The sequence below is a fragment of the Sporichthya polymorpha DSM 43042 genome (genome assembly GCF_000384115.1).
Lineage (GTDB): Bacteria > Actinomycetota > Actinomycetes > Sporichthyales > Sporichthyaceae > Sporichthya > Sporichthya polymorpha.
The window spans coordinates 2,597,577-2,621,772 of sequence record NZ_KB913029.1 but is presented as its reverse complement, the minus strand read 5'-3'; the positions used below and the strand labels follow the sequence as shown (position 1 = coordinate 2,621,772).

The following is a 24,196-nucleotide window of genomic DNA, read 5'->3' as shown; positions in this document are numbered from 1 at the left end:
CGGGCGGTCGGGTCAGAAGATGCAGTAGCCGCCGTCGACGACGACTTCGTTGCCGGTGTGGAAGGTCTGGCTGGGGTCGGCGAGGAACACGGCGACCTTCTCGAACTCGTCGGCGGTGGCCCACCGGCGGACCGGGGTACGAGCGGTCGTCGCCGCCAGAAAGCGTTCGTCGGCCTGCAGGTGCTCGTTCATCGCGGTACGGGTCCAGCCGGGGATGAGCACGTTGGCGCGGACGCGGTGCCGGGCCAGCTCGACGGCGAAGGTGCGCCCCATGCCGACCACGGCGGACTTGCTGGTGGCGTAGGCGCCGAGCCCGCCGGCACCGAACCGGCTCGCGGTCGAGGAGACGAGGACGAGCGAGCCGCCCGTGTCCTGCGCGACGAAGCGCCGGCCCGCCTCACGGGCCGTCAGAAACACGCCGTCGACGTTGACGCGCATGATGCGGTGCCATTCGTCCAGCGAGGTGTCGACGAGCTTGGTCTCGCCGGCGATCCCGGCGTTCGCGACCATGCACCCGAGCGGGCCGAGGGACTCGATCGTGCGGTCCATCGCCGCGGCGATGTCCTTCTCGTCGGTGACATCGCACTCGACGGGGAGCGCCTGCACCCCGAGGGCGGCGACCTGCGCGGCCGCCTCGGCGTTGCGCTCGGCGTTGCGGCCCCAGATCGAGACGTTCGCCCCGGCCCGCGCGACCCCCAGGGCCATGCCGAGGCCCAGGCCCGAGTTGCCGCCGGTGACGACGACGTGAAGTCCGGTCAGGTCGATCATGCGGCGGCCCCTCCGGTCGGCACCGCGGGGATCCCGACCAGGTCGCCGATCGCGGCCCGGTGCCGGTCCGCGGTCCCGAGCAGGATCGCCGAGCTCTTGGCCCGCTTCAGGTACAGGTGCACGGGGAGCTCCCAGGTGAAACCGATGCCGCCGTGCAGCTGCAGGCACTCCTGCGCGGCGAGCTCGGCGGCGGGTGAGGCGGCGGCCTGCGCGAGCGCGGCCGCGACGGGCAGGTCGGCCGCGTCCGTGGCGGCGCAGTCGGCGGCGTACCGCGCGGCGGCGCGGACGCCGCTGTTGCGGACCCACACGTCGGCGGCGCGGTGCTTGAGAGCCTGGAACTCCCCGATCAGGCGACCGAACTGACGACGCGTCTGCAGATACTGGACCGCGATCTCCAAGCAGCGCTGAGCGAGCCCGAGCTGCTCGGCGGCCAGCAGGACCGCCCCGATCTGCAGCGCCTTCGCGAGCGCCTCGTCGACCGCCGGCCCGGAGGCCACGACCGTGCCCGGCGCCCCGTCGAAGCTGATGTCCGCGATCGGGCGGGTCCGGTCCAGCGACGGCGCCGGCGTGACGCGGGCGTCCGCCGCGTCGACGGCGTACAGCGCGTCCCCGGCCCGGACCAGCAGCAGGTCGGCGGTGGTGGCGTCCAGGACGGCCGGCACCGAACCGTGCAGCCGACCGTCCTGGAGGTCCACGGAAGCCGCGTTCTCGTGCGCGGCGGTGGCGGCGCGCACGACGACGGCCGCGGTGCGCTCCCCCGCCGCGACGGCGGGGAGCAGGTCCTCGGCGCCGAGCTCCAGGAGCAGCGCGGTGGCGACGGCGTGCCCGAGGAACGGCACGGGCGCGACGGCCCGCCCGAGTTCCTCGGCGACGACGGCCGCCTCGCGCCAGGACGCGTCGACGCCGCCCCACGCCGAGGGCACGGCCAGGCCGGCGCCGCCGAGCTGCGCCAGGCGCCGCCAGAGGTCGGTGTCGACCGGCTCCGCGGTCTCGGTCCGTGCGAGCACGGCCGGCCAGGGAGCCCGGTCGGTGAGCAGGTCGCGGACGCTGGCCCGCAACTGCTCCTCGGTGTCGGTGTAGAGGAGGTCTCCGACGCTCATCGCGGCAGGTCCTTCCACGCGGTGTTCTTGTCCGCGCGAGGTTCGGCGGGCAGGCCGAGCACGCGTTCCGCGACGATGTTGCGCAGGATCTCCGACGTCCCGCCCTCGATCGAGTTCGCCCGCGAGCGCAGGTAGCGCCAGCCCGGTTCCTTGGTCTCCTCGGGCTCCATCACCGGCATGCGCGTGGTGTAGTCCGCGTACCGCAGGCCGTCGTCGCCGAGCAGGTCGAGCTCGAGGGAGGAGATCGCCTGGTTCAGCCGCGCGTACTCGAGCTTGGCCGCCGACCCCTCCGGGCCCGGCTGACCGGCCGCGATCTGCTGACCGAGGCGCGCGGCGGCGAGCCGGGCGACCTCGGCGTCGACCCAGAGTTCGAGCAGGCGCGTCTGGAGGCCGGCGGTCCGCTGCTCCGGGTGCGCGCGCCAGGCCTCGACGACGCAACCGATCGGTCCGGACCCGCGGGGGGCGGGGCCGGACGTGTACTGGACCCGCTCGTTCATCAGCGTGCCCTGCGTGACCGCCCAGCCCGCGCCGACGGCCCCGATGCGGTAGGCGTCGGGAACGCGGACGTCGGTCAGGAAGACCTCGTTGAACTCGGTCTCACCGGTGATCTGACGCAGCGGCCGGATCTCGATCCCGGGCGCCTGCATGTCGACGACGAAGTAGGTGAGGCCGCGGTGCTTCGGCACCGTCGGGTCGGTCCGCGCGACGAGCAGCGCCCAGCGGGCCTGATGCGCGAGCGTGGTCCAGACCTTCTGGCCGTTGACGACCCAGTCGGCGTCCGGGGCGTCGCCGTCCCGGACCGCTGAGGTGGCGAGACCGGCGAGGTCGGACCCGGCGCCGGGCTCCGAGAAGAGCTGGCACCACAGCTCCTCCCCCGTCCACAGCGGCCGGAGCCAGCGGTCGAGTTGCTCCGGCGTCCCGAACGCGAGCAGCGTCGGGGCCGCCATGCCGAGCCCGATGACGTTGTTGTCCGGGTCGTTGCCCGGGGCGCCGGCCGCGGAGAGCGCGCGGTCGACGGTCTCCTGCAGCACGGGATCCAGGCCCAGCCCACCGCGCCCGACCGGGTAGTCCACCCGTGCCAGGCCCGCGTCGAACCGCGCCCGCAGGAACTCCTGCGGTGCGGTCGTGGCCGGGTCGCACTGCGCCAGCAGCGCGTCGACCCGTGCGGACAGGTCCGTCACTCCTCCGCCTCCCGGCATCTCTCCACCCACTAACCTACAAGGTATAGGTTACGCGCGTTCTCGGTGCTGATCCAGCCGAGACAACGCTGTCTAATACCTTTAGATTACCGGAGACTCAGCCGACCAGGTCGCGGCCGATGATCACCTTCATGATCTCGGTGGTTCCGCCGTAGATCGTCGAGATCCGGGTGTCCCGGTAGGCCCGCGCGATCGGGTACTCCTCCATGTAGCCGTAGCCGCCGAAGAGCTGCAGGCAGCGGTCCACGGTGCGCTTGTGCATCTCCGAGCCCCACCACTTCGCCTTGGCGGCGTCGACCGCGGAGAGCTCGCCGCGGTTCAGCGGGTCGACGAGCGATTCGACGTAGGCCTGGGTGACGTCGAGCTCGGTCACGCACTCCGCGAGGACGAACTGCGTGTTCTGGAAGTCCGCCACCCGCCGGCCGAACGCAGAGCGGTCGCGGACGTACTCCAACGTCCACGCCAGCGCGGCCCGGCTGCCCGCACACGCGGTGTACGCGATGCTCATCCGTTCGCCGGCGAGCTGGCGCATCAGCATCGAGAAGCCCCCACCGGGCTCGCCGAGCAGGTTCGCTTCCGGGACGCGCACGTCTTCGAAGACGAGCTCCGCGGTGTCCTGCCCGTGCAGACCGACCTTGTCGAGGTTGCGGCCGCGGGAGAACCCGGGCATGCCCTCCTCGACGACGAACAGACTGAACCCGCGGCTGCCCGCGTCCGGATCGGTGCGGGCGACGACGACCACGAGGTCGGCGAGGATGCCGTTGCTGATGAAGGTCTTCGACCCGTTGAGGATCCAGTCCGACCCGTCGCGGCGGGCAGTCGTCCGGATCCCTTGCAGGTCACTGCCGGTGCCGGGCTCGGTCATCGCGATCGCGACGATGTGCTCACCCGTGGAGCAGCCGGGGAGCCAGCGCTCCCGCTGTTCCACAGAGCCGAAGTCGCGCAGGTACGGCGCCGCGATGTCCGACTGTGTCGCGAAACTGACGGCGAGTGAGGCCGCTCCCACGCGCTGCAGTTCCTCGATCACCACGCAGCGGAAGCGGTAGTCCTCGACACCGCCGCCCCCGAACTTCTCGGGGAACGAGATGCCGAGCAGGCCTTGGCGCCCGGCCTCGAGCCAGACGTCGCGGGACACGATGCCCTCGTGCTCCCAGCGGTCCATCTCTCCCGCGACGTGCCGAGTCACGAAGGTGCGGACGGCGTCGCGGAACGCCTCGTGGTCAGCGTCGAAGAACGGGCGGGGCGCCCAGAGGTCGGTGGCCATGTCAGCGCCCGAACCCGCCGTCGTCGACGACGACGACCGTGCCGGTGACCGTGGCCGAGGCCGGGCCCACGAGGTACAGCAGGGTGCCGTCGAGGTCTGCCGGCGTCATCATCCGCTTGCGCGGTTGCCGGGCGGCGACCTGATCCACGGTCAGACCGGTCCGCTCCATCATCCCGCCGACCATCTCCGTGTGGACGAAGCCGGGCTCGATGCCGTTGACGTTGATCCCGAACCGCGCCCATTCGACCCCGAGGACCTCGGTCATGCGATTCAGCGCGGCCTTGGTGACGGAGTAGAGCGCGGCCGGTGCCGAGTCCGGGCCGTAGTTGGTCGCGGCTATCGAGGAGATGTTCACGATGCGCCCGCCCCGGCCGGCCTCGATCAACCGCGCGGCGACGCCGGTGGCGAGCAGCCACGGCGCTCGCAGGTTCGTGTCGAGAACGGTGTCGGTCAGCTCGACCGGCATCTTGTGCGCGCGGCGGCCGTCGACCGCCGCCGCGTTGTTCACGAGGATCGTGATCAGCCCGACCTCGTCGGAGATCCGGGCGAGCGCCTCGCCGAGGTCGTCGTTCTCGAGGTCGAGCGCCCACGGGACGCACCGACCGCCGCCGTTCGCGATCTCCGCGGCGACCTCGTCGAGCCGGTCCTTGCGTCGAGCGGTGGCGACGACCGTCGCCCCCTGCTCCGCGAGCGCGACGGCGAACCGGCGGCCGAGACCACCGGATGCCCCCGTGACGAGCGCGATCTCCCCGGCGAGCGGGCCTGACATACGTACTCCTTGCGTGCGGGTTGCTAAGCGGGGGTCAGTTCGACCGGCACCCCGTTGAAAACGGCGGTGCCGGAGAGCGGGTCGACCACGCGGTGATCGGTCAGGGCGTTGGCGTTGACGCCGGCCGCCGAGGTGGCGACCTTCAGCCGGACGCCGGGGACGTCGTGGCCCCATCCGTGGGGCAGGCTCACGACACCGGCGCGCATCGCCGGCGTGAGCTCGGCCGGAGCCGTCACCGATCCGGCGGCGGACGTGATCGTCACATCGGCGCCGTCGGCGATCCCGAGCTTGGCCGCGTCGTCGGGATGCATCTGCAACGTGCACCGCGTCGAGCCGCCGATCAGGTCCGGCAGGTTGTGCATCCAGCTGTTGTTGGACCGCAGCGCACGGCGGCCGATCAGCACGTACTCCGGCCAGGCGCGGTCGAGGTCGGCGGCGAGAGTCTCGACCTGCGCGGCGAACTCTGCCGGGCAGAGCCGGACGAGCCCGTCCGGGTGGATCGTCACCTCGGTCAGGCGCGGCTCCATCGGCCCGCAGTCGATGCCCTCGGGGTGCTCCAGCAGCTTCTCGAGGGTGATCCCGTCGGGGTTCGCGCCAAAGCCGTCGCCGAACGGGCCGAGGCGCAGCATCACGTCGAGGTGGCGCTCGAGGTCGCTGCGGCCGGTGACCGCGGCGAGCAACTCGGCGGGGTCCCGGCCCTCGACCGGCGAGCCGGGCATCGTCACGGCGCGCGTGAGGATGCCATCGACGAGCTTGGCGCCGGCGGCGGCCGCCGCGGCCGGGGTGTCGTTCCCGGCGCAGATGGCCGCGAGGCGCGCGAGGATGTCCGCCTCGGAGAGCTGACCGGGCGCCAGGTCGACCGCGGCCGGCGTGTAGCGGACGACCGCGCGGACCTGGAAACCGCTGAGCAGCCAGTCGAAGTGGCCGTTCTGCATCACCCGCGGGGGCGGCAGGATCACGTTCGCGTGCCGAGTGGTCTCGTTCAGATACGGGTCGACGCTGACCAGAAAATCGAGCGTCGGCAGGGCTTGGTCGAGCCGGTCGCCGTTCGGCGCGGAGATGACGGGGTTGCCGGCGACGGTGATCAGAGCGCGGATCTGCCCGGCCCCGGGCTCGGCGATCTCGTCGGCGAGGGTGGCGACCGGGAACTCTCCGATCACCTCAGGCAGGTTCCGCACGCGGCTGTGCCAGCGCCCGACCTTCATCGGCGCCTCGGGCAGGTAGGCGGGGCGGATCGCGCTGCGCGGGAACATCGCGCCGCCGGGCCGATCGAGGTTCCCGGTCACGGCATTGAGCACCATGATCAGCCACTGCGTGAGGGTGCCGTGGACCGTCGTGCACGTCCCGATCCGCCCGTAGACCGCGGCGGTCGAGGCGGCGGCCAGGTCCTGCGCCACCGCGCGGATGTCGGCCGGGTCGAGGCCGGTCGCGCCCGCGACGCGCTCCGGCGTGAACGGGGCGGCGAGGCGGAGCACCTCGTCGAGGCCCGCGAAGGCCGCCGCGTGCTGACCCGGCGTCACCTTGCCGGTGGCGTCGAGCTCCGCGAGGAGCGCGAGCAGGAACAGGGCGTCGGTACCGGGGCGGATCGCGAGGTGCCGGTCGGCGCGGCGGGCGGTCTCGGTGCGCTTCGGGTCGACGACGACCAGCGAGCCGCCGCGCTTCTTGAGCTCCCGCAGCCGGCGCGGCAGGTCCGGGGCGGTGAACAGGCTGCCGTTGGAGACCAGCGGGTTGGCGCCGAGCATCAGCAGGTACGAGGTGTGATCGATGTCCGGGACCGGGATCGACATCGGGGACCCGAACACCGCGCCGGCAGCCACGTGCGCCGGCATCTGGTCGGCCGAGCTGGCCGTGTAGTGCTGACGGGTCTTCATCGCGCCCATGAGGACGCGCAGGTAGGGCACCGCGGCGAAGTTGTGGGCCGTGGGGTTGCCCCGGTACAGCGCGAAGGCTTCGGAGCCGTGGGCCTCGCGCACCGCGTCGAGGCCGGCCCGGACGGCCGCGAAGGCCTCCTCCCAGGAGGCCTCGACGAAGCCGTCGTCGGTGCGGATCAGCGGGACCGTCAGGCGGTCCGGATCGCTGTCCAGCGCCCCGAGGTTGATGCCCTTGGGGCACTGGTAGCCGCGGCTGAACACGTCGTCGTCGGCGCCGCGGACGGCGGTGACGACCTCCGTCCCGTCGGGCGCGACCTCGAGCGTGACGTCGAGGCCGCACATGGCCTCGCACAACGGGCAGATGCGACGGGCGGTACGCATCGGTTCCCCCTTCCGGTGGAGTCTCCGGCAGCGGAGACCCCACCGGAGGGGTGTCCGCTTTCTAGCAGGGCGTGTTCGTCGCCTTCGCGTCGCGGAACGAAGCCGCGAGCTGCTGCAGGCTGCGGTCACCCGGCTGGATGAACTGACCGTAGTCCTTCGCGATGCCGTCGAGCGCCTCGGCGCCGGCGTCGATGAAGCCGTTGGCCTGCTCGTTGTACGCCGCGAGCGGCTCGATGAAGGTCCGGAAGTCCGCGATGGCCGCCGGAGCGTCCTTGCTGAACTGCTCGACGAACTTCGCGGACTCCGCGAGCAGCTGGCCCTGGAACTGACCGAGCGGCTCGGGCAGCGGGGTTCCGAGCACCGCGAGCGCGATGCCGTAGACCACACCGGGGCCGGCCGCGCTGCCGGTCTGCATCGCGTCCAGCAGGTAGGACAGGCCGGCGACCCGGTCCGGCGGGCAGGTGTCCGCCGCCGGCTGGCCGGTCGCCGTCGCACCGGCGGTGGCGTTACGGGCGGGCGCCGAGGTGGCCACGCGGGCCCGGGCCGGCACGACACCCACGATCGGGTTCAGCTCCGGCAGCCACGCCTGCTGCTGCGTCGCCGGGGCGGCCGGGGCCGCCGCCGGGGTCGACGCCTGCAGAGCGGCGCGGGTCGGCGAGGCCTGCTCGACCGCACCGGCAGCCGCACCCATCTGGGACGAGTAGTCGTCCGGGTTGCTCAGCGGCTTGCCGTTCTTGGCACAGGTGAACGACTTGCCCGAGCCGGTGGCGAACTTGTCACCGGCGACGACCGCGACGCCGTAGCAGAGCTGACGGTCCATCGCCTTGCCCCGAGTCATGGTGATCGGGAACGTCATGCCCTTCAGGTTGTTGTTCTTGATCGAGTAGATGCCGTCCTCGATGTCCTTCAGAGTCTGCTTGTCCGGCAGGTTCTTGGCGGCCGCGGCGAAGAACTCACCGATCAGCCAGCCGTACGAGATGCCACCGGTGATGACCTGGCCCGGCGCGAAGCGGGCGAACGCCGTGTGCATCTCCTTGATGCCCGCAACGCCCGTGTTGGTGAACGGCGCCATCTTGGTGCCGATCACCAGGCCGTCGACGTTCTTGTCGCCGGGGAGGTCCTTGGTGATGACCAGGTCGGCGGACGAGAGCTTCGGACGGTAGTTCTGCCGCGCGCAGTCGCTGGCGAAGCGGCGGATGGCCGCACCGTCGAGGGCGACGATGATCGCCTCGGCGCCGGCCTGCTTGGCGGCCAGGCACTGCGAGGTGTAGTCCGGCTGGGTCAGCGACGGACGACCACGGGCGACCAGCGAGAAGCCGGCCTTGTCGAGGACGTTCTTGTCGCTCCAGCGCTTGTCGAAGTTGTCGCACAGACCGAAGTCACTGCAGGCGAACGAGGCGAGCTTGACGCCGCCCTTCGCGCCGATGCCCGCGCCGAACGAGAGCACCATGACGTCCGCGTAGGTCAGACCCGCAGGGGCCGGCGTGAGGACGTACGGGTTCTTGTAGGGAACCTCGAGGCCACCCTCGTGCGCGAAGGTGAAGATCTTCTTCGAGTCCAGGTACTTGTTGTTGCCGTTCGGCGCGAAGCCGAGCGTCGTGTAGAGGAACGCCTGGACGCCCTGCTGCTCGACGAACTGCTGCAGGATCGAGTTGAAGCGCGCGGGGTCACCACCGTCGTCACCGACGAGGATCTCGACCGGGTGGCCGTTGATGCCGCCGGCCGCGTTGACAGCCTGCGCCCAGACGCGGATACCGGTGACGGTGTCCTTCACCAGACCGCCGACGGGGCCGGAGAACGTGCCGACCGCGCCGAGCTTGATGACGGACTTGCGGGTGACCGGGCCGGCCGCCTGGCCGCCCGACGCCTGGCCGCCACCCGTGGTGGCGCCGCCGGCGTTGGTCGAACCGCCGGCGTTGTTCTTGCCGCCGCCGGCGTTGGTCGAGCCACCGCCGGTGGTCGCGCCGCCGGTCGTGGCACCGGGGGCAACCGTGCCGGGGTCGCTGCCGACCGCGCCGGGGGCGGCGGGGGCCGCACCGGTGCCGGGGTCGACACCCGGAACCGCGCCGAGGCCGTCGGTGACGGCGCCGCCGGCCTGCGCCTGCTGCGCAGCGCCCGCCGCCTCGACGATCGCTTCGTCGCTCATGCGGGTGCCCCCGCACCCGGTGAGCAACACGGAGAGCGCGGCCACGCCGACGACAGCTGTCGTCCGCGCGCGCCGGCCGAATCGGATATCAGACACTGACGGTTCCTCCCTGCTGCACAACCTGGGGGCCGCCGCCGGTGTTCGTCCCGGCGTAGGCGGCGAAGATCTCGTCCTCGCTGAACTGGTCGGAGCGGCCGGCCAGGCGGATCGTTCCGCGCGCGACGACGACAACGCTGTCGGCGAGGGCGAGCGCACGGTGGACGAACTGTTCGACGACGATGAGCGCCACGCCCGCGTCCTTGAGCGTGGCCAGGAACTCGAAGATCTCGTCGACCAGGTTCGGGGCCAGGCCCATCGAGACCTCGTCGAGCAGAACGACCTTCGGGGACTGGATGTAGGAGCGCGCGACCGCGAGCATCTGCTGCTCACCACCGCTCATGGTCCCGGCGACCTGGCTCAGGCGCTGACCCAGGCGCGGGAACGCCGAGGCCGCCTTCTCGATCGCCGCCGAGGCCTGCCCGCGCGGGGCCTGCAGGATCAGGTTCTCCTTCACCGTGAGGGAGGGGAAGATCCCGCGGGGGTCGGGGATGTGGCACAGCCCCGCCTTGACCCGCTCGTGCGTGGAGCGGCGGGTCATGTCCTTGCCGTCGACGAGGATCTGACCCGCCGTCGGCTTGAGCAGACCCGAGCACGTCTTGAGGAACGTGGTCTTCCCGGCGCCGTTCGGGCCCAGGATCGCCATCGAGCCACCGGCCGGCAGCGTCAGGCTCATGTTGCGGACGACGGTCTTCTCGCCGTAGCCGGAGGTCACCCCACGCGCCTCGAGGATCGGGCGCGCGCTGGACTGCTCGGTGGCCTGGTCGGTGCGCTGGGCGGTGCGCTGGTCGGTGCTAGGCGTGGTCACGGTGCGGCCCCGTTCCGTTGAGGTTGCCCGACGCGCCGGAGTCCTGGGGCGGGTCCGTCTCGTCGCTGTCCTCGATTCCGAGGTCCTCGGTGCCGAGGTAGGCCTTGCGGACGATCTCGGAGGACAGGACCTCGCGGGGCAGGCCTTCGAAGATCAGCTGGCCGAAGTCCAGGACGTAGGTGTAGTCGCAGAGCCCCGAGATGACGTTCATGTCGTGCTCGACGATGAGGATGCCCACGCCGTTCTCGGCGACCACCTTGAGCAGCAGCGCGGTGAACGCGTCACTCTCGGAGTGGTCCAGACCCGAGGAGGGCTCGTCGAGCAGCAGCAGCCGGAAGTCCCCGGCCAGCGCGCGGGCGAGCTCGACGAGCCGGCGCTGACCGGTCGAGAGCCGGCCGGCGCGGGCATTGGCGACGTCGAGGATTCCGCACTGCTCCATCGCGCGCTCGGCCGCCTCGGCGACCATCGTGCGCTCGCCCTTGCGGGGCAGGAGCTGGGTGATCGGCGAAGTGCCGGCCAGCCGGGCCTCGCGGCCGAGCTGGACGTTCTCACGCACCGTCAGGGAATCGAAGAGCTCGATCCGCTGGAAGGTGCGCCCGATGCCCAGGTGCGCCCGCTTGGACTCCGGCGCCTTCGTTAGGTCGACACCGTCGAAGAAGATCGACCCCTCGGACGGGGTGAGCGAGCCGGAGCAGGCATTGAACGTCGTCGACTTACCGGCGCCGTTCGGGCCGATCAGGCCGGTGACCTGACCGATCGGGGCGCTCATCGTCAGGTGGTTCACCGCGGTGTGGCCACCGAAGCGGATCGTCAGACCGTCGATGTTCAGCCCGGGCAGATCCTTGCGCTCGTGGATCTGCAGGGTTGCCGTGGTGTCGGCGCTCGGTGAGCTCATCGGGAGCCTCCCGTCGATGCGAGCTCGATCGGCTGGTCGTCGTCCTCGTCGCCCTCACCGGCAGCCCGCCGCGCGGCCGCCGCCGGAACGGGCTGGCGCGAGCTCGCGGCCCGGCGCCAACCGCCGTCCGTCGCCCGGCTCGGGATCGGGCCCCGGGTGCCGACGCGGGAGGAGGTGGCGAGGTTCTCGCGGATCCACGCGACCGGGTCGAACTCCTTGGCTGCGAGCAGCGCGACCAGGACGGCGGCGACGCCGAACATGATCGACTGGTAGTTCGGGTTCAGCTCGGTCACGTAGGAGGGCATGACCGCCAGCAGCAGCGCCGCGATGATCGAGGACCGGATCAGGTTCGACCCGGTGATCGAGATGATCGCCACCCACAGCAGCGACTGCAGCGACCCCAGACCACCCGGACCGGCCGCGCCGGTGCCGACCGCGAGCACCCCACCGGCGATGCCGGCGAAGAACGCCGAGATCGCGAACAGCAGCATGAGCGTGGTCGTGGTGCCGGTGCCGTAGGTCGACAGCGCCAGCGGCGAGTCGGCCATGGCCCGCAGCAGACGACCCAGGCGGGAGCGCTGCAGCACCACGACCGCGACGATGACCGCGACCAGGATCGCGACCGCGATGTAGAAGAACTCCTTGTCACTGGCCTGACCCGAACCGGGGATGTTCGGCCGCGGCGCCTCCCGCACCCCGCCCTGCGGGAACATGATGTCCTTGCGGTAGATCAGGTTCTCCATCAGCAGGCCGAACGCGAAGGTGGCCAGCGCCAGGTAGATACCGGCCAGGCGCACCGCCGGCAGCGCGACGATGATGCCGAGCGGGACGGTGATCAGACCCGCCCCGAGCAGCGCCAGCAGCCAGGGCAGGTTCGCCTCGGTCGACAGGCGGGAGAACGCGACCGCACCGACGGCGACGAAGGCGGCCTGGCACAGCGAGACCTGCGCCGACATCTTCACCAGCAGCGAGAGCGACAGGAACATGATCGCCAGACCCACGGCCTGGGTGAACACCGGCAGCCGCGCGTCCACCAGACCCGGCAGCGCGATCACCAGGATGCCCAGCGCGACACCGAAGCCCGCGCGGACACCCAGCGGGAGCGGGGTGAAGTGCTCCGGCTGCTGGCGGCGCACCGGCGCCGGGGTGGGCAGACCACGCTTGCCCGCCACGATCAGCATCACGAACAGGGCGAGGAACGGCACCGAGGCCGGCAGACCCAGCAGCGCCGAGTGCTCCGCCTCCAGCTTCTGCCCGATCGCGGCCGCGACACCGATCATCAGACCACCGATGAACGTCCACGGCAGCGAGCGGAAACGGCCGATCGCGGCGGCGCCGAAGGCCTGCACGACCAGGTAGGTCAGACGGACCGGGTCCAGACCGATGGTCGGGGCGAGCAGGATGCCCGAGACGACCGCGACCGAACCACCGATCATCCAGGCGAAGCGGCGGATCGCCGGGCCGGACAGACCGGTCAGCTCCATCAGGTCCGAGTCATCGACCACACCGCGCATCGCGATACCGATGCGGGTCCGGCCGAGCAGGATCGCCAGGCCCGCCGCGATCGCGACACCCACCAGGGTCGTGATCAGCTGGTCGTAACCGACCGAGACACTGATGTCGAAGGTGTCCGTCGGCAGGAACTGGTCGATGGTGATCGTCTGCGAGCCGTACCGCTCGGCGGCGGCGCCCTGAATGATCAGCAGGATGCCGACGGTCGCGACGACGATGACCGACGCCGGCGCCTTGGCCAGCCGGCGCGCGACCTGTTCGAGCGCCAGGCCCATCAGCACACCGAAGACCGCCACACAGACGATCGCGGCGAGCCACCACGGCCAGCTGCGCTGCACCGAGAGCTCGTAGAACAGGTACACGCCGGCGGTCGCCAGCGCGCCGTGGGCGAAGTTGAACACGCCCGAGGTCCGGTAGGTGAGGACGAGGCCGACGCCGGCCAGGCCGTAGATCGCACCGGCGGTGATGCCGATGACGACGAAGGGCAACCAGGTGTCCATCAGTCCTCCTCCTCCCCGTACTCAGCACCGAAGATCGAGCTCCGCACCGCACGCATGCGGTGCGCGATGCGACGGCGGAACATGAACAGGTAGAACCCGCACCCGATCAGCACGACCAGCGCGCCGAGGATCGCGAGGTTCAGGCCGGTCTGCTGGTCGTCGAACGCGGCCTCACCACTGACCGAGATCCAGCCCAGCACCAGCAGCAGCACACCGAGCGCACCCGGGATCGCCGCGGCGATCAGGCTGGGCGGCGAGCCCGGCCGACGCCGTCCGGCGGCGCGGCTCCCGGCTCCCGCGCTACGCGACAGAACCGTGCTCCCAGCCATCAGTGGGAGCGGCTGAGCTCGGACGCCCGGGCGTCCGCGCGGCTCTCCAGCGCGCGCAGACGGTCCTGAAGAGCCGTCAGCTCAGAACGGTCGACGGTGTTGGCGCGCTGCGCCTCTTCGAGGCGGTCGAGCGTGCGCCACTCGTCGTTCATGTCCGCCGACAGCCACAGCGTCGAGCCGATGATGATCAGCACGAGGCCGCCGATGCCGTAGGAGACGACGAACGGCACCTGCTTGGCGATGTACGGGGTGTCAGAGACGCCGATCCAACCCAGGATGACGAGAACAACACCGGCGAGGATCGCCGCCACGGACAAGGCCCGGTCCCACTGCAGGCGGCACCACTTCACGAATTCCATCTTCGGGTCCTCAGATCGGTTGGTTCGGAGGTCTAGGAGCTGGCGATCACACGCTGTGCCGACTCTGCACGCTGCGCCTTCTAGACGAAGCGGCGGGCGCCGACAGCGGCCAGCAGAAGGATCGGAACGATCGCGGCGAGGATCGGGTAGAACTCCAGCTCGGTCAGCTTCGGCTGCGCGATGCCCGCGTTCACGAAGTTCGCGGTCGGCACCGGAGCGCCACCGGCAACGGCTCCGGGCACGGCGCCGGGCAGCGCGCCCGGGAGGGCACCGGCGTCGACCTCACCGGTGGTCGGCACACCGGCCACCGGCGCGGCCGGGGCCGCGGGAGCCTGGGAGGCCGGCAGCGGCGTACCCGTCCCGGTCGCACCCGAGGTGAACCCGGACGCGGTCGCCTGGGCGAACGTGCGGCCGATGATGTAGGAGACCACGCCCTTGGCGGTCCCGACGTTCGGGATCGCCTGCTGCATCGAGATCTCCAGCCCGGAGGACAGGATCGAGTCCGCCGTCTCCACCGCCGGCAGGAACTTCACCGTCACCCCGGCCTGGGTGATGGCCTGCTCGACCTGCCGCGCCGGGTCCAGCGGAGCGTTCTGGTCACCGACGACCAGGCCCTTGTCGGTCACACCGATCACGGTGTTGCCGATGCGCAGGGCGGTCTCGAACGTCGAGGACTTCGTGACCTTGCCACCCGGAGCCACCGTCACCACCGCACGGGAGAAGGCGCCGTTGAGCTGCAGGGCACCGACCGCCAGCCGGGTACGCGCCTCGCCGAGGGAGGTGATCGTCCCGCCGACGAAGTCCACGCTCGCGTTGGCGAAGGTGCCCAGCTCCTCACCGGTGTTCGTCGACGAACCCAACTGGGTCTGCGCGGCCGACCGCTCCGCCGCCGACTCCGCGTGCATCAGGTAGCCGGGCTGACGGACCGTCTCGACGGGGTTCGAGGGGTTCTGGCTCGTCACGTAGAACGGGTACGAGGGGACCGACTTGCCGGACAACGTCGAGACCAGACCCGGCAGGGCCACACCGGTCGCGCCCGGGTACGGGAGCGAGGAGTACGCCGTGGACTCCCCGAGGCTGTCCAGCGCCGCCTGGGCGGTCGGGCCGCCACCGTCGACGAAGTCCTCGATGATCAGGTAGTCCCGCAGCGCCACCGTCGCACGCACACCGTCCGCCGACGCCTTGCCCGCATAGGTACCCGACCCGAAGTCGGAGACCGCACCGAACGGGTCCTCCTCCGCCGGGGCGGCGGAGGCGGCCGGCGCGCCGAACGTGGCGGCCGCCGGGGTGAGCACCGTGGCAATCGCCGTCGCCGCGACCCGCCGCCGGCTTCCGGCGAACTTGGATCGCTTGTGCTTACCGCTCATGGGTGGGGTCCCTTCGTGCCGTGCGGTGAAGATCGGGGCTTTATCTAAAGGTATTCGACAGATGATCCGTCGGCGTTACGGCGAGCGTGCGGGTTTAGCGAACCTTTGGATGGGTCGTTGCGACATCCGCGTACTGCTCACGAATGGCGACCTTCGCGAGCTTGCCGTTCGGGAGCTTGGCGAGCGGCTCCTGGGAGAGGACGACGTACCGCGGAACCTTGTAGCTGGACAGCTGCTCGTTGCACCGCTCGACGACCGCTTCCACGGTCACCGAACCGTCGGCGAAGAGGATCGCGGCGGGCGTCTCGCCGAACTTCTCGTCGGGCGCGCTGATCACTGCGACCTCGGTCACACCGGGGATCGCGGCGATGACCTGCTCGATCTCCACCGGCGAGACGTTGATGCCGCCGGTGATGATCAGGTCCTTGAGCCGGTCCACGAACTTGAGGCGGCCGTCCTCGGTCGTGGTGCCGAGGTCGCCGCTGTGGATCCAGCCGTCCCGGATCGCCTGCGCGGTGGTCTCCTCGTCGCCCCAGTAACCCGGCGTCATGCCCGGGCCGCGGAGCAGGATCTCGCCGTTCTCACCGGGGGCGACCGGGTTGCCCTCGGCGTCGACGATGCGGAACTCGGTGAACACCGAGCCGTGGCCGCACGAGTCGGGGTGCTGCTCGGCGTCCTTGACGAGAGTCGCGGTCGCGACGCCGCCGGCCTCGGTCATGCCGTAGATCTGACGGAGCTTCACACCCTTGCTGCCCCAGGCCTGGAGCAGCGGGACGGGCACGGGGGCGCCACCGGTGAAGGCGGACGTCAGCGACGAGAGGTCGGCACTCGCGAAGTTCGGGGCCGAGGCGATCGCGCCGAAGATGAGCGGCACACCGAACAGAGCGCCGATCTTGTGCTTCTCGATCAGGTCGACGGCCCGCGTCGGGTCGAGGGTCTTCTCGACGACCAGCGTGGTGCCGAGGATCGCGGAGAGCGCGAGCCCCCAGACGAGGCCCGGCGTGAACGCGAGCGGGAGGACGAGGAGCGTCCGGCCGCCGGGGCGCATGCCCTCCTCGGTCAGGCTCGCCTCGAAGGCGATCGAGAGCAGCTGACGGTTCGTGCAGATGACGCCCTTGGACAGGCCGGTGGAGCCACTGGTGAAGATCACCATGGCCGGGGCCTCGGGGTCGACGTCGACGACGAAGTCGTTCGGGGCCGCACCCGCCTCCGGGCGGAGGTCGGTGACGGCGTCGAGGGCGACGGTCCGGAGCTCGAGCCCCATGCCCGCGACCTCCTTGAGCACCGGCTCGAAGGCGGGCTCGTGGATGATCGTCGTGGCACCGGCGATCGACAGGATCTTGTGGAGCTCCGGCCCGACCAGACGCGGGTTCAGCGGAACCACGACGCCGCCGGCCTTGAGCACGCCGAGAGCGGCGGCCGCCCACTCGAGCGAGTTGCCGCCGAGAACGCCGACGCGGTCGCCGGGCTGCACGCCGCGGGCGGCGAGGTCCTCACCGATGCGGGAGGTCCAGTCCTGCGCGGTACGGAAGAAGACGGTGTCGTCCTCGAGGATCCACGCGGCGTCGTTCCCGCGGGTGCGCGCCCACCATCGGAGCGCCGAGACCAGGGTTGCCGCCATCAGAAGTCCACCACCCCACGGATGTTGGTGCCCGCGTGCATGTCCGCGTACGCGGTGTTGATCTCCTCCAGTGGGTACCGCTTCGAGACGAGCTCGTCGAGGTGCAGCTGACCCTGCCGATAGAGGTTCAGGAAGTGCGGGATCGCGGCCTGTGGCGACATCATGCCGAACAGGGCGCCCTGGATCCGCTTCTGGAACATGGCCATCTCGAAGAGGCTGACCGGGATGTTCGCCTCGTCGATGTTCGAGACCGCGGTCAGCACGACGGTGCCGGCCTTGCGGATCGAGGCGAAGGCCTGGCCGACGTGCTCGCCCTTGGCGACGCCGACGGTGACGATGGCCGAGTCGGCGCCCTGACCGTTCGTCAGGGACTGCGCGAGGTCGGTCGCCTGCGTCATGTTCTCGACCGCGTCGGTGGCGCCGAGCTTCAGCGCGCTCTCGCGCTTGAACTGCACCGGGTCGACGGCGATGATCCGCGCCGCCCCCGCGTGCTTGGCGCCCTGGACGGCGTTGATGCCGATGCCGCCGGTGCCCATGACGATGACGACGTCACCGGGGCGGACCTGCGCGGCGTTGACCGCCGAACCCCAGCCGGTGGGGACACCGCAGCCCAGGAGCGCGACGGACTGCAGCGGCAGGTCCTTGTCGATCTTCAGCGCGCCCCACTCGGGGATGACGGCGTACTCGGAGAACGTGGAGACCAGCGACGTCTGCGCGACGTCCTGACCCTTGTGATGCATGCGGTACGTGCCGTCGAGCTGCGTGCCCATCATCATGAAGGCGCCGTTGTCGCAGAGGTTCTGCATCCCGGTCGCGCACCAGCGACAGTGCCCGCAGCTCGGGATGAACGCCGCGATGACGTGGTCACCGGGCTGCAGGTTGCGGACACCCGGGCCGACGGCCTCGACGATGCCGGCGCCCTCGTGGCCACCGCACAGGGGCAGGTGCGCCATCGGCACGTCGCCCTTGGCGACGTGGTCGTCGGAGTGGCAGAGGCCCGCGGTCACGTACCGGACGAGCACCTCGTGCTCCTTGGGCTCGTCGACCTGTACCTCGACGATCTCCCATTCCCCCGGAGCTTCGAAGAGGACCGCTGCCCTCGACGTGATCGTCACCCTGGTGACCCCTCACTGCTGGCCGCGGTGCCCCCGAACGGGTGATCGTCGGGACGGCGTCCGCAGCAACGCCGATGAAACCTACAGGCTTTAGTCTAAGGAGACATGACCACGCCGTCAACGGGCGAACGGGAACCCCGGACACGATCCGGACATCTTCACTCGAAGCGAGCGGGCACTTACTACACGTAGGTAACTCGCGTCTGACCTGGCACGTTACGTGGAGTATGTTTCGTCGCTCTCCATAAATACTGACTTCAACGCACATCTGTCAATATTTCGATTCGGCTGAGCCCCGGTTCAGGCGGCCGCCCTAAACTCGCCGCCATGGGGGACGACGAAACCGGGAGCCGCAAGCGCGGCCCGAAGTCGGCCCTTGGCACCGACCCGCGGACGCGGATACACGACGCCGCCCTCGCCTGCTTCGAGAAGCAGGGCATCCGGGGGACGAACATGGACGACGTCGCGAACGCACTCGGCGTCTCGCGCCCGACCGTGTACTACTACTTCGCGTCGAAGGACGACCTGATCCTCGAGGTCGTCGCCCGGCAGGTGCAGCAGCTCCTCGACAGCACCCGCCGCCGGCTGCGCGGCCGCGGCCTGGACCGCGTGGCGCACGCCGCCTACCTGACGGTGGCGGAGTCCCTCGCCAATCCGTACGTGCGGCTGCTGGTCGACGCCGAGTTCGCGCAGCTCACGCCGATGTTCCTGGAGTCCGAGCGCGTGCTCGCGATTCTCGGCGAGTTCTGGACTCCCCTGCTCACCGACGCCCAGGAGCACCACGGTCTGCGGACCGACCGCCCGCTGGACGAGCTGATCCAGTGGATCATGTTCGCCCAGTTCGCCCTGGTGGAGAACTCCGCCGGGTTCGGCCTCGACGACGACCGCATCCGCGACTGGATGTCGACCTACGTCATCGCCGCGCTGCGACAGCCGGCCGACTGACCCGCTGACTGGGCCGGTGACTGACCCGCCGACTGACTCAGCGTCAGGCGAGCGCGTCGGCGGAACCGAAGAGCATCGCGCCGACCTGGGGGGCCATCGGGCCGCCGAGGAGCAGCGAGACCTTCGCGTCCGCGACCGGGTTCGGGGAGTCCCCGCGGATCTGGCGGACCGCTTCCAGGACGACGCCGATGCCGTGGACGAACCCGTCGGCGAGGTTGCCGCCGGCGGTGTTCATCGGCAGTCGGCCCTTCTCGACCGTCAGGTTCTCCAGCGTCATCACCTCGCCGGCGGCGGGGCCGGGCGGGACGAGACCGACGTCGATGAGCGCGGCCACCGCGGGACCCGTGAAGTTCTCGTAGACCTGGGTGACGTCGACGTCCTCGACACCGACCCCGGACTCGCGCCACAGCCGCTCGACCATCGGCGGCAGCAGGCCGTTCGAGGTGTACGGGTTGTGGTTCTCCGTCAGCTCGCCCCAGCCGGCGACGAAACCCTGGACGCCGCCGAGTACGTAGGCCGGCTTGCCCCGGGTGTCCTTCGCGCGGTCGGCGGACACGAGCAGGATCGCCCCGGCGCCGTCGTTCTCGCGGGAGCAGTCGTTGAGGCGCAGCGGCTCGGAGATCAGGCGCGAGGCGCGGTACGCCTCGGCGTCGAGCGGCTGGCCGTAGGCCACGGCACGCGGGTTGTTCTGCGCGTGGTGGTAGCCCGCGAGCGCGAGGGCCTCGAGGGCGGACGGCGGGACCTTGTCGATCTCGAGCATCCGCTGGGTGCGCAGCGCGCAGGTCTGGACAGGCGTGAGGATGCCGTGCGCGGAGTACTGGGTGTCGAAGTGACCCTTGGCGTACGGCAGCCGGCCTTCCTCGGCCTGGTTCATGCCGCGGTAGACGACGACGCAGTCCGCCATGCCGGTCGCGATCGCCGCGACGGCCTGGAGGATCGACGGGACCTGCCCGCCGCCACCGCCGCCCCATGCGAGCGAGGACCAACGGAGTTCGCGCACGCCGAGCGCGGTCGCGATGTGGGTGCCCTCGGTGGGGTCGTCGCCCCACGAGGCGAAGCCGTCGATGTCGCGGGGGTCGATGCCGGCGTCCTGCGCGGCCTGGATCACGGCCTCGGCGACGAGACCCCGCGTGCTGCGCGGGGCGGTGTTGCGCTTGTAGTACGGGGTCTGCCCGACGCCGACGACGGCGGCTGCTCCGCGGATGCTCATGCCGCACTCCAGCGGATCAGGGGCCAGCTGTTCTCGTCCGGGGCGGGTTCGAAGGTCCCCACCACCCGGGAGCCGATCACCGGGTCCTCGGTGCCCGCGTAGAGACCGAGGACCCGGGTGTTGCCGGCCTGGGGCAGTTCGACCAGGACCGTCGTGTACGGCACCTCGGCGGTCGGGTGGAACGCCTTGTGCGTGCGGGTCCAGGCGTAGACGACGCCGGCGGGCTCGACGGCCTCCCACCCCGGGTCGAAGGTGTGGCAGGACGGGCAGAGCGGCTGGGCGATCCAGATCCAGCGCGCACACGCGGTACAGCGCTGGATCCGGAACTCACCCGCTCGCAGGCCGTCCCAGTGGCCTTCGTCGTGTCGGTTGTGGGAAGGGCCCTCGAGCCCGAAGCGCTGGAGCGTCGTCAAGGCGTGCGACCTACTCGAACTCGACCTGGGTCATGGCGACGATCACGTACTGGAACGCCGACATGTTCTTCAGCAGCTGCGACATCTTGCCGCGGACACGGAGCTGACCCCGGGTCAGGGCGACGGTCGGGTTGATCTCCTTCTTGAAGACCCCGGCCCAGGTGTCGGACGAGCCGCTGATGACGAAGTCCGCCTCCTCGGCGTCCTGCGGCGACGCGTCGCGGACCTCGGTGACCTTGCCGTTCTCGAACTTCGCGTGGAACGAGCCCTCGATCGGAGCCTCGTAGTTGTAGACCATGCGGTAGTTGAGGTTCTTGCCCTTCTCCGCCCACTCCGGATCGCTGTTCAGCGCATCGGCCATGGCCTGGTAGAAGTCGACGGTTCCGAGCTTGACTGCCATTGGGTTCTCCCGAGTCTGTGGTGGTGCGGTGGTGGCGGGGGCCGGTCAGATGGACTGGTTGAGCAGCAGCGGCAGGCTCTCGACGCCGCGGACCTGGCTCAGGTGCTTCTTGTACGGCTTCTCGGGGTGCAGCCGGTAGTCCGGGTACCGCTTGTGCCACTCCTCGAAAGCGATGTTGAGCTCGATGCGCGCGAGGTGCGAACCGAGGCAACGGTGCCGGCCGCCGCCGAACGTGACGTGCGGGTTCGGCTCACGGGTGAAGTCGATGTCGTCCGGGTTCTCGAACTTCTCCGGGTCGCGGTTCGCGGCCGCGAGCGGGATCAGGACGCGGTCGCCGGCCTTGAGCTGCACGCCGCCGACGACGACGTCCTCCTTGACCACGCGGGCGCCGGCGACGGCGGCCTCGAGGCGGAGCATCTCCTCGACGGCGGACGGGATGAGCTCGGGGTGCTCGACGAGCTCCTTGCGCTTGGCGGGGTTCTGCGCGAGGTGGATCCAGCTGTGCGCGAGCTGACCCTGCACGGTGTGCAGGCCGCCGATCATCATCAGGAAGAAGATGTTCAGCATCTCGAACTGCGTGAGCTCACGGTCGCCGAACTTCGCGTTGACGAGGACCTCGGTGACGTCGGCGGTGTCCGCGTCGATCTCGACCTGGCCCTCGTTGTCGCGCTGCTCGATGCGGTCGTCGATCATCTCCGCGAAGTACGCGTAGGTCTCGAGCGCGGCCTCCATGCGGAAGGCGGTGTTGTCCTCCTCGGAGGCGCCGGGGAGACCGAGCACGATGCGGTCGACCCAGTCGTTCATGCGGTCGGCGTCGGTCTCCGGCCAGCCCATCAGCTTGAGGAACACCCGGGTCGGAAGCTCCTTGGCGAAGGCCTCGACGAAGTCGATCTCGCTCGCGTCGCCGATCTGGTCGAGGAGCTCGAGGACCAGCGCGCGGATCTCCGGCTCGAGCTTGCGCATACGGGTCGGCGAGAACAGCGGGGTCATGATCTGCCGGTACGTGGTGTGGTCCGGCGGGTCGACCTCGAGCGGGATCATCGGCCCGTCCTGGCCGATGGTCGGCGGGATGTTCACGCACTCGCTGGAGAAGATCTCCGGCTTGCGCATGACCTCCATGATGTCCTCGTAGCGGGTCATCACCCAGTGGCCGCCCCACGTGGTGGACCGGGCGACCGGGCACCGGTCGCGCAGCTCGGCGTAGTCGCCGTGGACCGTCTCGACCCGGTTGGGGTCGTGGATGTCGAAGTCGGTCTGGATCTCCGGGGACTCCGCCGTCTTGAACGGGCAGCCGCCCGCCTGCGGCTCCGCGATCACGTCGGTCATCACGCCACCTCGCTCTTCGTGGTCTCGTCCACGATGACAGCCTGCTCGGGACAGTTGCGCTGGGCCTTCAGAACGGCGTCGCGGTCACGCTCGCCGGGGGTCTTGTTGATGGGGACCGCGAAGCCCTCGTCGTCCGGCTCGAACACGTCCGGGGCGAAGACGTAGCAACGGCCGTGGCCGGCGCACTTCTCGCGGTCGATGTCGACCTTCATCTGCGTCACTCCCACTCACCGCCCACCGCTGAGTACGGCCGGGCGTCGATGTCCGCGTCGAGCGCGGTGTACAGGCTCTTCGTCTTCGTGTACGCGTACAGACCGTCGGTCCCCAGTTCGGAACCGACACCGCTCTGCTTCTTGCCCGCGAACGGGGTCCGCCGCACGTCCGCCTGGGCGACGTCGTTGATCCAGCAAAGACCGGACTGGATGCGGCTGGCAACCGCGCGGGCGCGTCCCAGGTCGGTGCCCCAGACCGAGGCGGCCAATCCGTACTCGCTGTCGTTGGCGATGCGAATCGCGTCCTCGACGTCCGAGTACCGGAGAACCGAGAGCACCGGGCCGAAGATCTCGTCCTTGGCCGCGACGTTGTCGTTGTCGAGGTCGACGAGCACGGTCGGGCTCACGTAGTGCCCGCCGGCCGGGAGGCCCTCGGGCCGTTCGTCGCCGACGAGCACGCGGGCGCCCTGCTCGACGGCGGTGGCGATGAACTTCTCCACCTTCTCGCACTGACGGGCGCTGACGACCGGGCCGACGTCGGTCAGCGGGTCGTCGGCCGGGCCGAGGACCATCTCACGCGCGCGCGCGGCCAGGAGCTCGCAGAACTCGTCGTAGCGCGAGTCCGGCACGAGCATCCGGGTGGTCGCCACGCAGGCCTGGCCGCTGTTCATCATGCTGCTGAACAGCGTTCCCCGCACCGCGAGTTCCGCATTCGCGTCGGGGAGCACGATCCCGGGCGACTTGCCCCCGAGCTCGAGCAGAACCTCCTTGGCCGTGCCGGCCGCGGCGGCCATCACGGCCTTGCCGACCGCGGTGCTGCCGGTGAAGGTCACGAGATCGACGTCGCGGTGCGCGACGAGCGCCTCCCCCGCGATGCGGTCACCGTGGACGATGTTGAGCACGCCCGGCGGGAGACCGACCTCGAGGCACGCCTCGGCGAGCGCGTTCAGGCCGAACGGCGTGAGCGGCGAGGGCTTCAGCACGACGGTGTTGCCCGCGAGCATCGCCGGCGCGGCCTTCCACACGGCGAGGAACAGCGGGAAGTTGTAGGCGGTGAAGCCGGCGACGACGCCGAGCGGCTCCCGGTGCAGCTCCCACTGGCCGAGGCCCGGCGTCGTCTGGATCGGGAACGGGACCGGCTCGCTCAGCAGCGGGGCCATGTCGGCGAAGTCCCGCAGGTGGGCCAGCGGTGCGCCGGCCTGCAGCATCGGCGCGAGGCGGGCCGTGGTCCCGGTGTCGGCGACCAGGCCGTCGGCCAGGGTGTCGAACCGGGCCTCGAGGGCACCGGCGAGGCCGCGCAGGACGTCGGCGCGGTCGGCCGGAGTCATCCGGGCCCAGGGGCCGTCGACGAACGCGCGGCGGGCGGCCGCGACCGCGGCGTCGACGTCGACCGTCGTCGAGTCCGGCAGGGTCGCGACGACCTCACCGGTGGACGGGTTGTCCACGTCGAGGCGCGGAGCAGCACTGTCGCTCCAGGCACCGTCGACGAAGTTCAGATAGCGATGCATGGGCGGAGAGCATCCTTCGCTTCGGCTACCTAAACCTTATCACTGTAGGTTATTCCGTCCAAGGCCTCCGACCTGCGGAAAC

The 24,196-nt window shown here is 70.6% G+C and carries 22 protein-coding genes; 1 reads left to right on the top strand and 21 read right to left on the bottom strand.

Annotated features, from left to right (window positions below; genetic code table 11):
• Positions 1–12: 12 nt before the first annotated feature.
• The 15 genes from SPOPO_RS0112885 to SPOPO_RS0112820 form a co-directional block, all read right to left on the bottom strand.
• The gene (locus SPOPO_RS0112885) at positions 13–768 is read right to left on the bottom strand and encodes an SDR family NAD(P)-dependent oxidoreductase (RefSeq protein ID WP_019875220.1); all 756 of its coding nucleotides are present in this window, start codon (positions 766–768) and stop codon (positions 13–15) included.
• Positions 765–1,868: an acyl-CoA dehydrogenase family protein gene (locus tag SPOPO_RS0112880; protein ID WP_019875219.1), complete on the bottom strand. Its 1,104-nt coding sequence runs from the start codon at positions 1,866–1,868 to the stop codon at positions 765–767. Before SPOPO_RS0112880 ends, SPOPO_RS0112885 begins: the two co-directional genes overlap by 4 nt.
• Entirely contained in the window at positions 1,865–3,067 is a 1,203-nt protein-coding gene (locus tag SPOPO_RS0112875; protein ID WP_033385017.1) for an acyl-CoA dehydrogenase family protein, read from the bottom strand. The genes SPOPO_RS0112880 and SPOPO_RS0112875 overlap by 4 nt, the downstream gene beginning before the upstream one ends.
• Positions 3,068–3,164: 97 nt before the next feature.
• Positions 3,165–4,331 carry an acyl-CoA dehydrogenase family protein gene (locus SPOPO_RS0112870; RefSeq protein ID WP_019875217.1) on the bottom strand — a complete coding sequence of 389 codons (1,167 nt, stop codon included), beginning with the start codon at positions 4,329–4,331 and terminating at the stop codon, positions 3,165–3,167.
• Position 4,332: 1 nt separating this feature from the next.
• Positions 4,333–5,100 carry an SDR family NAD(P)-dependent oxidoreductase gene (locus SPOPO_RS0112865; protein ID WP_019875216.1) on the bottom strand — a complete coding sequence of 256 codons (768 nt, stop codon included), beginning with the start codon at positions 5,098–5,100 and terminating at the stop codon, positions 4,333–4,335.
• A 23-nt stretch (positions 5,101–5,123) separates the two neighbouring features.
• Positions 5,124–7,352, bottom strand: a complete 2,229-nt coding sequence (locus SPOPO_RS0112860; RefSeq protein ID WP_033385014.1) for a molybdopterin oxidoreductase family protein — start codon at positions 7,350–7,352, stop codon at positions 5,124–5,126.
• 61 nt (positions 7,353–7,413) lie between these two features.
• Complete coding sequence (locus SPOPO_RS0112855; protein ID WP_245541711.1) at positions 7,414–9,594, bottom strand: ABC transporter substrate-binding protein; 2,181 nt, start codon at positions 9,592–9,594, stop codon at positions 7,414–7,416.
• The gene (locus SPOPO_RS0112850; RefSeq protein ID WP_019875213.1) at positions 9,587–10,402 is read right to left on the bottom strand and encodes an ATP-binding cassette domain-containing protein; all 816 of its coding nucleotides are present in this window, start codon (positions 10,400–10,402) and stop codon (positions 9,587–9,589) included. Before SPOPO_RS0112850 ends, SPOPO_RS0112855 begins: the two co-directional genes overlap by 8 nt.
• On the bottom strand, positions 10,389–11,297 hold the full coding sequence (locus SPOPO_RS29365; protein WP_033385013.1) for an ABC transporter ATP-binding protein: 909 nt from the start codon (positions 11,295–11,297) through the stop codon (positions 10,389–10,391). Before SPOPO_RS29365 ends, SPOPO_RS0112850 begins: the two co-directional genes overlap by 14 nt.
• Positions 11,294–13,309 carry a branched-chain amino acid ABC transporter permease gene (locus SPOPO_RS29360; protein WP_051098359.1) on the bottom strand — a complete coding sequence of 672 codons (2,016 nt, stop codon included), beginning with the start codon at positions 13,307–13,309 and terminating at the stop codon, positions 11,294–11,296. The genes SPOPO_RS29365 and SPOPO_RS29360 overlap by 4 nt, the downstream gene beginning before the upstream one ends.
• A complete protein-coding gene (locus SPOPO_RS0112840) occupies positions 13,309–13,638 on the bottom strand; it encodes a hypothetical protein (protein ID WP_019875211.1) in 330 nt (109 codons plus the stop codon). Before SPOPO_RS0112840 ends, SPOPO_RS29360 begins: the two co-directional genes overlap by 1 nt.
• Positions 13,638–13,997 (bottom strand): hypothetical protein, encoded by a 360-nt coding sequence (locus SPOPO_RS35175; protein ID WP_019875210.1) that lies wholly within the window; start codon positions 13,995–13,997, stop codon positions 13,638–13,640. Before SPOPO_RS35175 ends, SPOPO_RS0112840 begins: the two co-directional genes overlap by 1 nt.
• An 80-nt stretch (positions 13,998–14,077) precedes the next feature.
• Positions 14,078–15,364 carry a hypothetical protein gene (locus SPOPO_RS0112830; RefSeq protein ID WP_019875208.1) on the bottom strand — a complete coding sequence of 429 codons (1,287 nt, stop codon included), beginning with the start codon at positions 15,362–15,364 and terminating at the stop codon, positions 14,078–14,080.
• A gap of 94 nt (positions 15,365–15,458) precedes the next feature.
• Positions 15,459–16,985 carry a class I adenylate-forming enzyme family protein gene (locus tag SPOPO_RS0112825; RefSeq protein WP_019875207.1) on the bottom strand — a complete coding sequence of 509 codons (1,527 nt, stop codon included), beginning with the start codon at positions 16,983–16,985 and terminating at the stop codon, positions 15,459–15,461.
• Positions 16,985–18,094, bottom strand: coding sequence for an NDMA-dependent alcohol dehydrogenase (locus tag SPOPO_RS0112820; protein ID WP_028984743.1), 1,110 nt, complete (start codon positions 18,092–18,094; stop codon positions 16,985–16,987). The genes SPOPO_RS0112825 and SPOPO_RS0112820 overlap by 1 nt, the downstream gene beginning before the upstream one ends.
• Positions 18,095–18,427: 333 nt before the next feature.
• On the opposite strand from SPOPO_RS0112820, the gene SPOPO_RS0112815 reads away from it, so the two are divergent.
• Positions 18,428–19,045, top strand: coding sequence for a TetR/AcrR family transcriptional regulator (locus SPOPO_RS0112815; protein WP_019875205.1), 618 nt, complete (start codon positions 18,428–18,430; stop codon positions 19,043–19,045).
• Between the two features lie 43 nt (positions 19,046–19,088).
• Here SPOPO_RS0112815 and SPOPO_RS0112810 read toward each other — a convergent pair whose 3' ends face one another.
• Genes SPOPO_RS0112810 through SPOPO_RS0112785 form a run of 6 tightly spaced genes read right to left on the bottom strand, consistent with a single transcriptional unit; the run spans position 19,089 to position 24,114 of the window.
• On the bottom strand, positions 19,089–20,255 hold the full coding sequence (locus SPOPO_RS0112810; RefSeq protein WP_019875203.1) for a thiolase C-terminal domain-containing protein: 1,167 nt from the start codon (positions 20,253–20,255) through the stop codon (positions 19,089–19,091).
• Entirely contained in the window at positions 20,252–20,668 is a 417-nt protein-coding gene (locus SPOPO_RS0112805; protein ID WP_019875202.1) for a Zn-ribbon domain-containing OB-fold protein, read from the bottom strand. Before SPOPO_RS0112805 ends, SPOPO_RS0112810 begins: the two co-directional genes overlap by 4 nt.
• Positions 20,669–20,678: 10 nt before the next feature.
• Complete coding sequence (locus SPOPO_RS0112800; RefSeq protein ID WP_019875201.1) at positions 20,679–21,068, bottom strand: SCP2 sterol-binding domain-containing protein; 390 nt, start codon at positions 21,066–21,068, stop codon at positions 20,679–20,681.
• A 45-nt stretch (positions 21,069–21,113) separates the two neighbouring features.
• A complete protein-coding gene (locus SPOPO_RS0112795) occupies positions 21,114–22,394 on the bottom strand; it encodes a cytochrome P450 (RefSeq protein WP_019875200.1) in 1,281 nt (426 codons plus the stop codon).
• Complete coding sequence (locus SPOPO_RS0112790) at positions 22,394–22,606, bottom strand: ferredoxin (RefSeq protein ID WP_033386427.1); 213 nt, start codon at positions 22,604–22,606, stop codon at positions 22,394–22,396. The genes SPOPO_RS0112795 and SPOPO_RS0112790 overlap by 1 nt, the downstream gene beginning before the upstream one ends.
• 5 nt (positions 22,607–22,611) lie before the next feature.
• Positions 22,612–24,114 (bottom strand): aldehyde dehydrogenase family protein, encoded by a 1,503-nt coding sequence (locus SPOPO_RS0112785; protein WP_019875198.1) that lies wholly within the window; start codon positions 24,112–24,114, stop codon positions 22,612–22,614.
• Positions 24,115–24,196 lie beyond the last annotated feature (82 nt).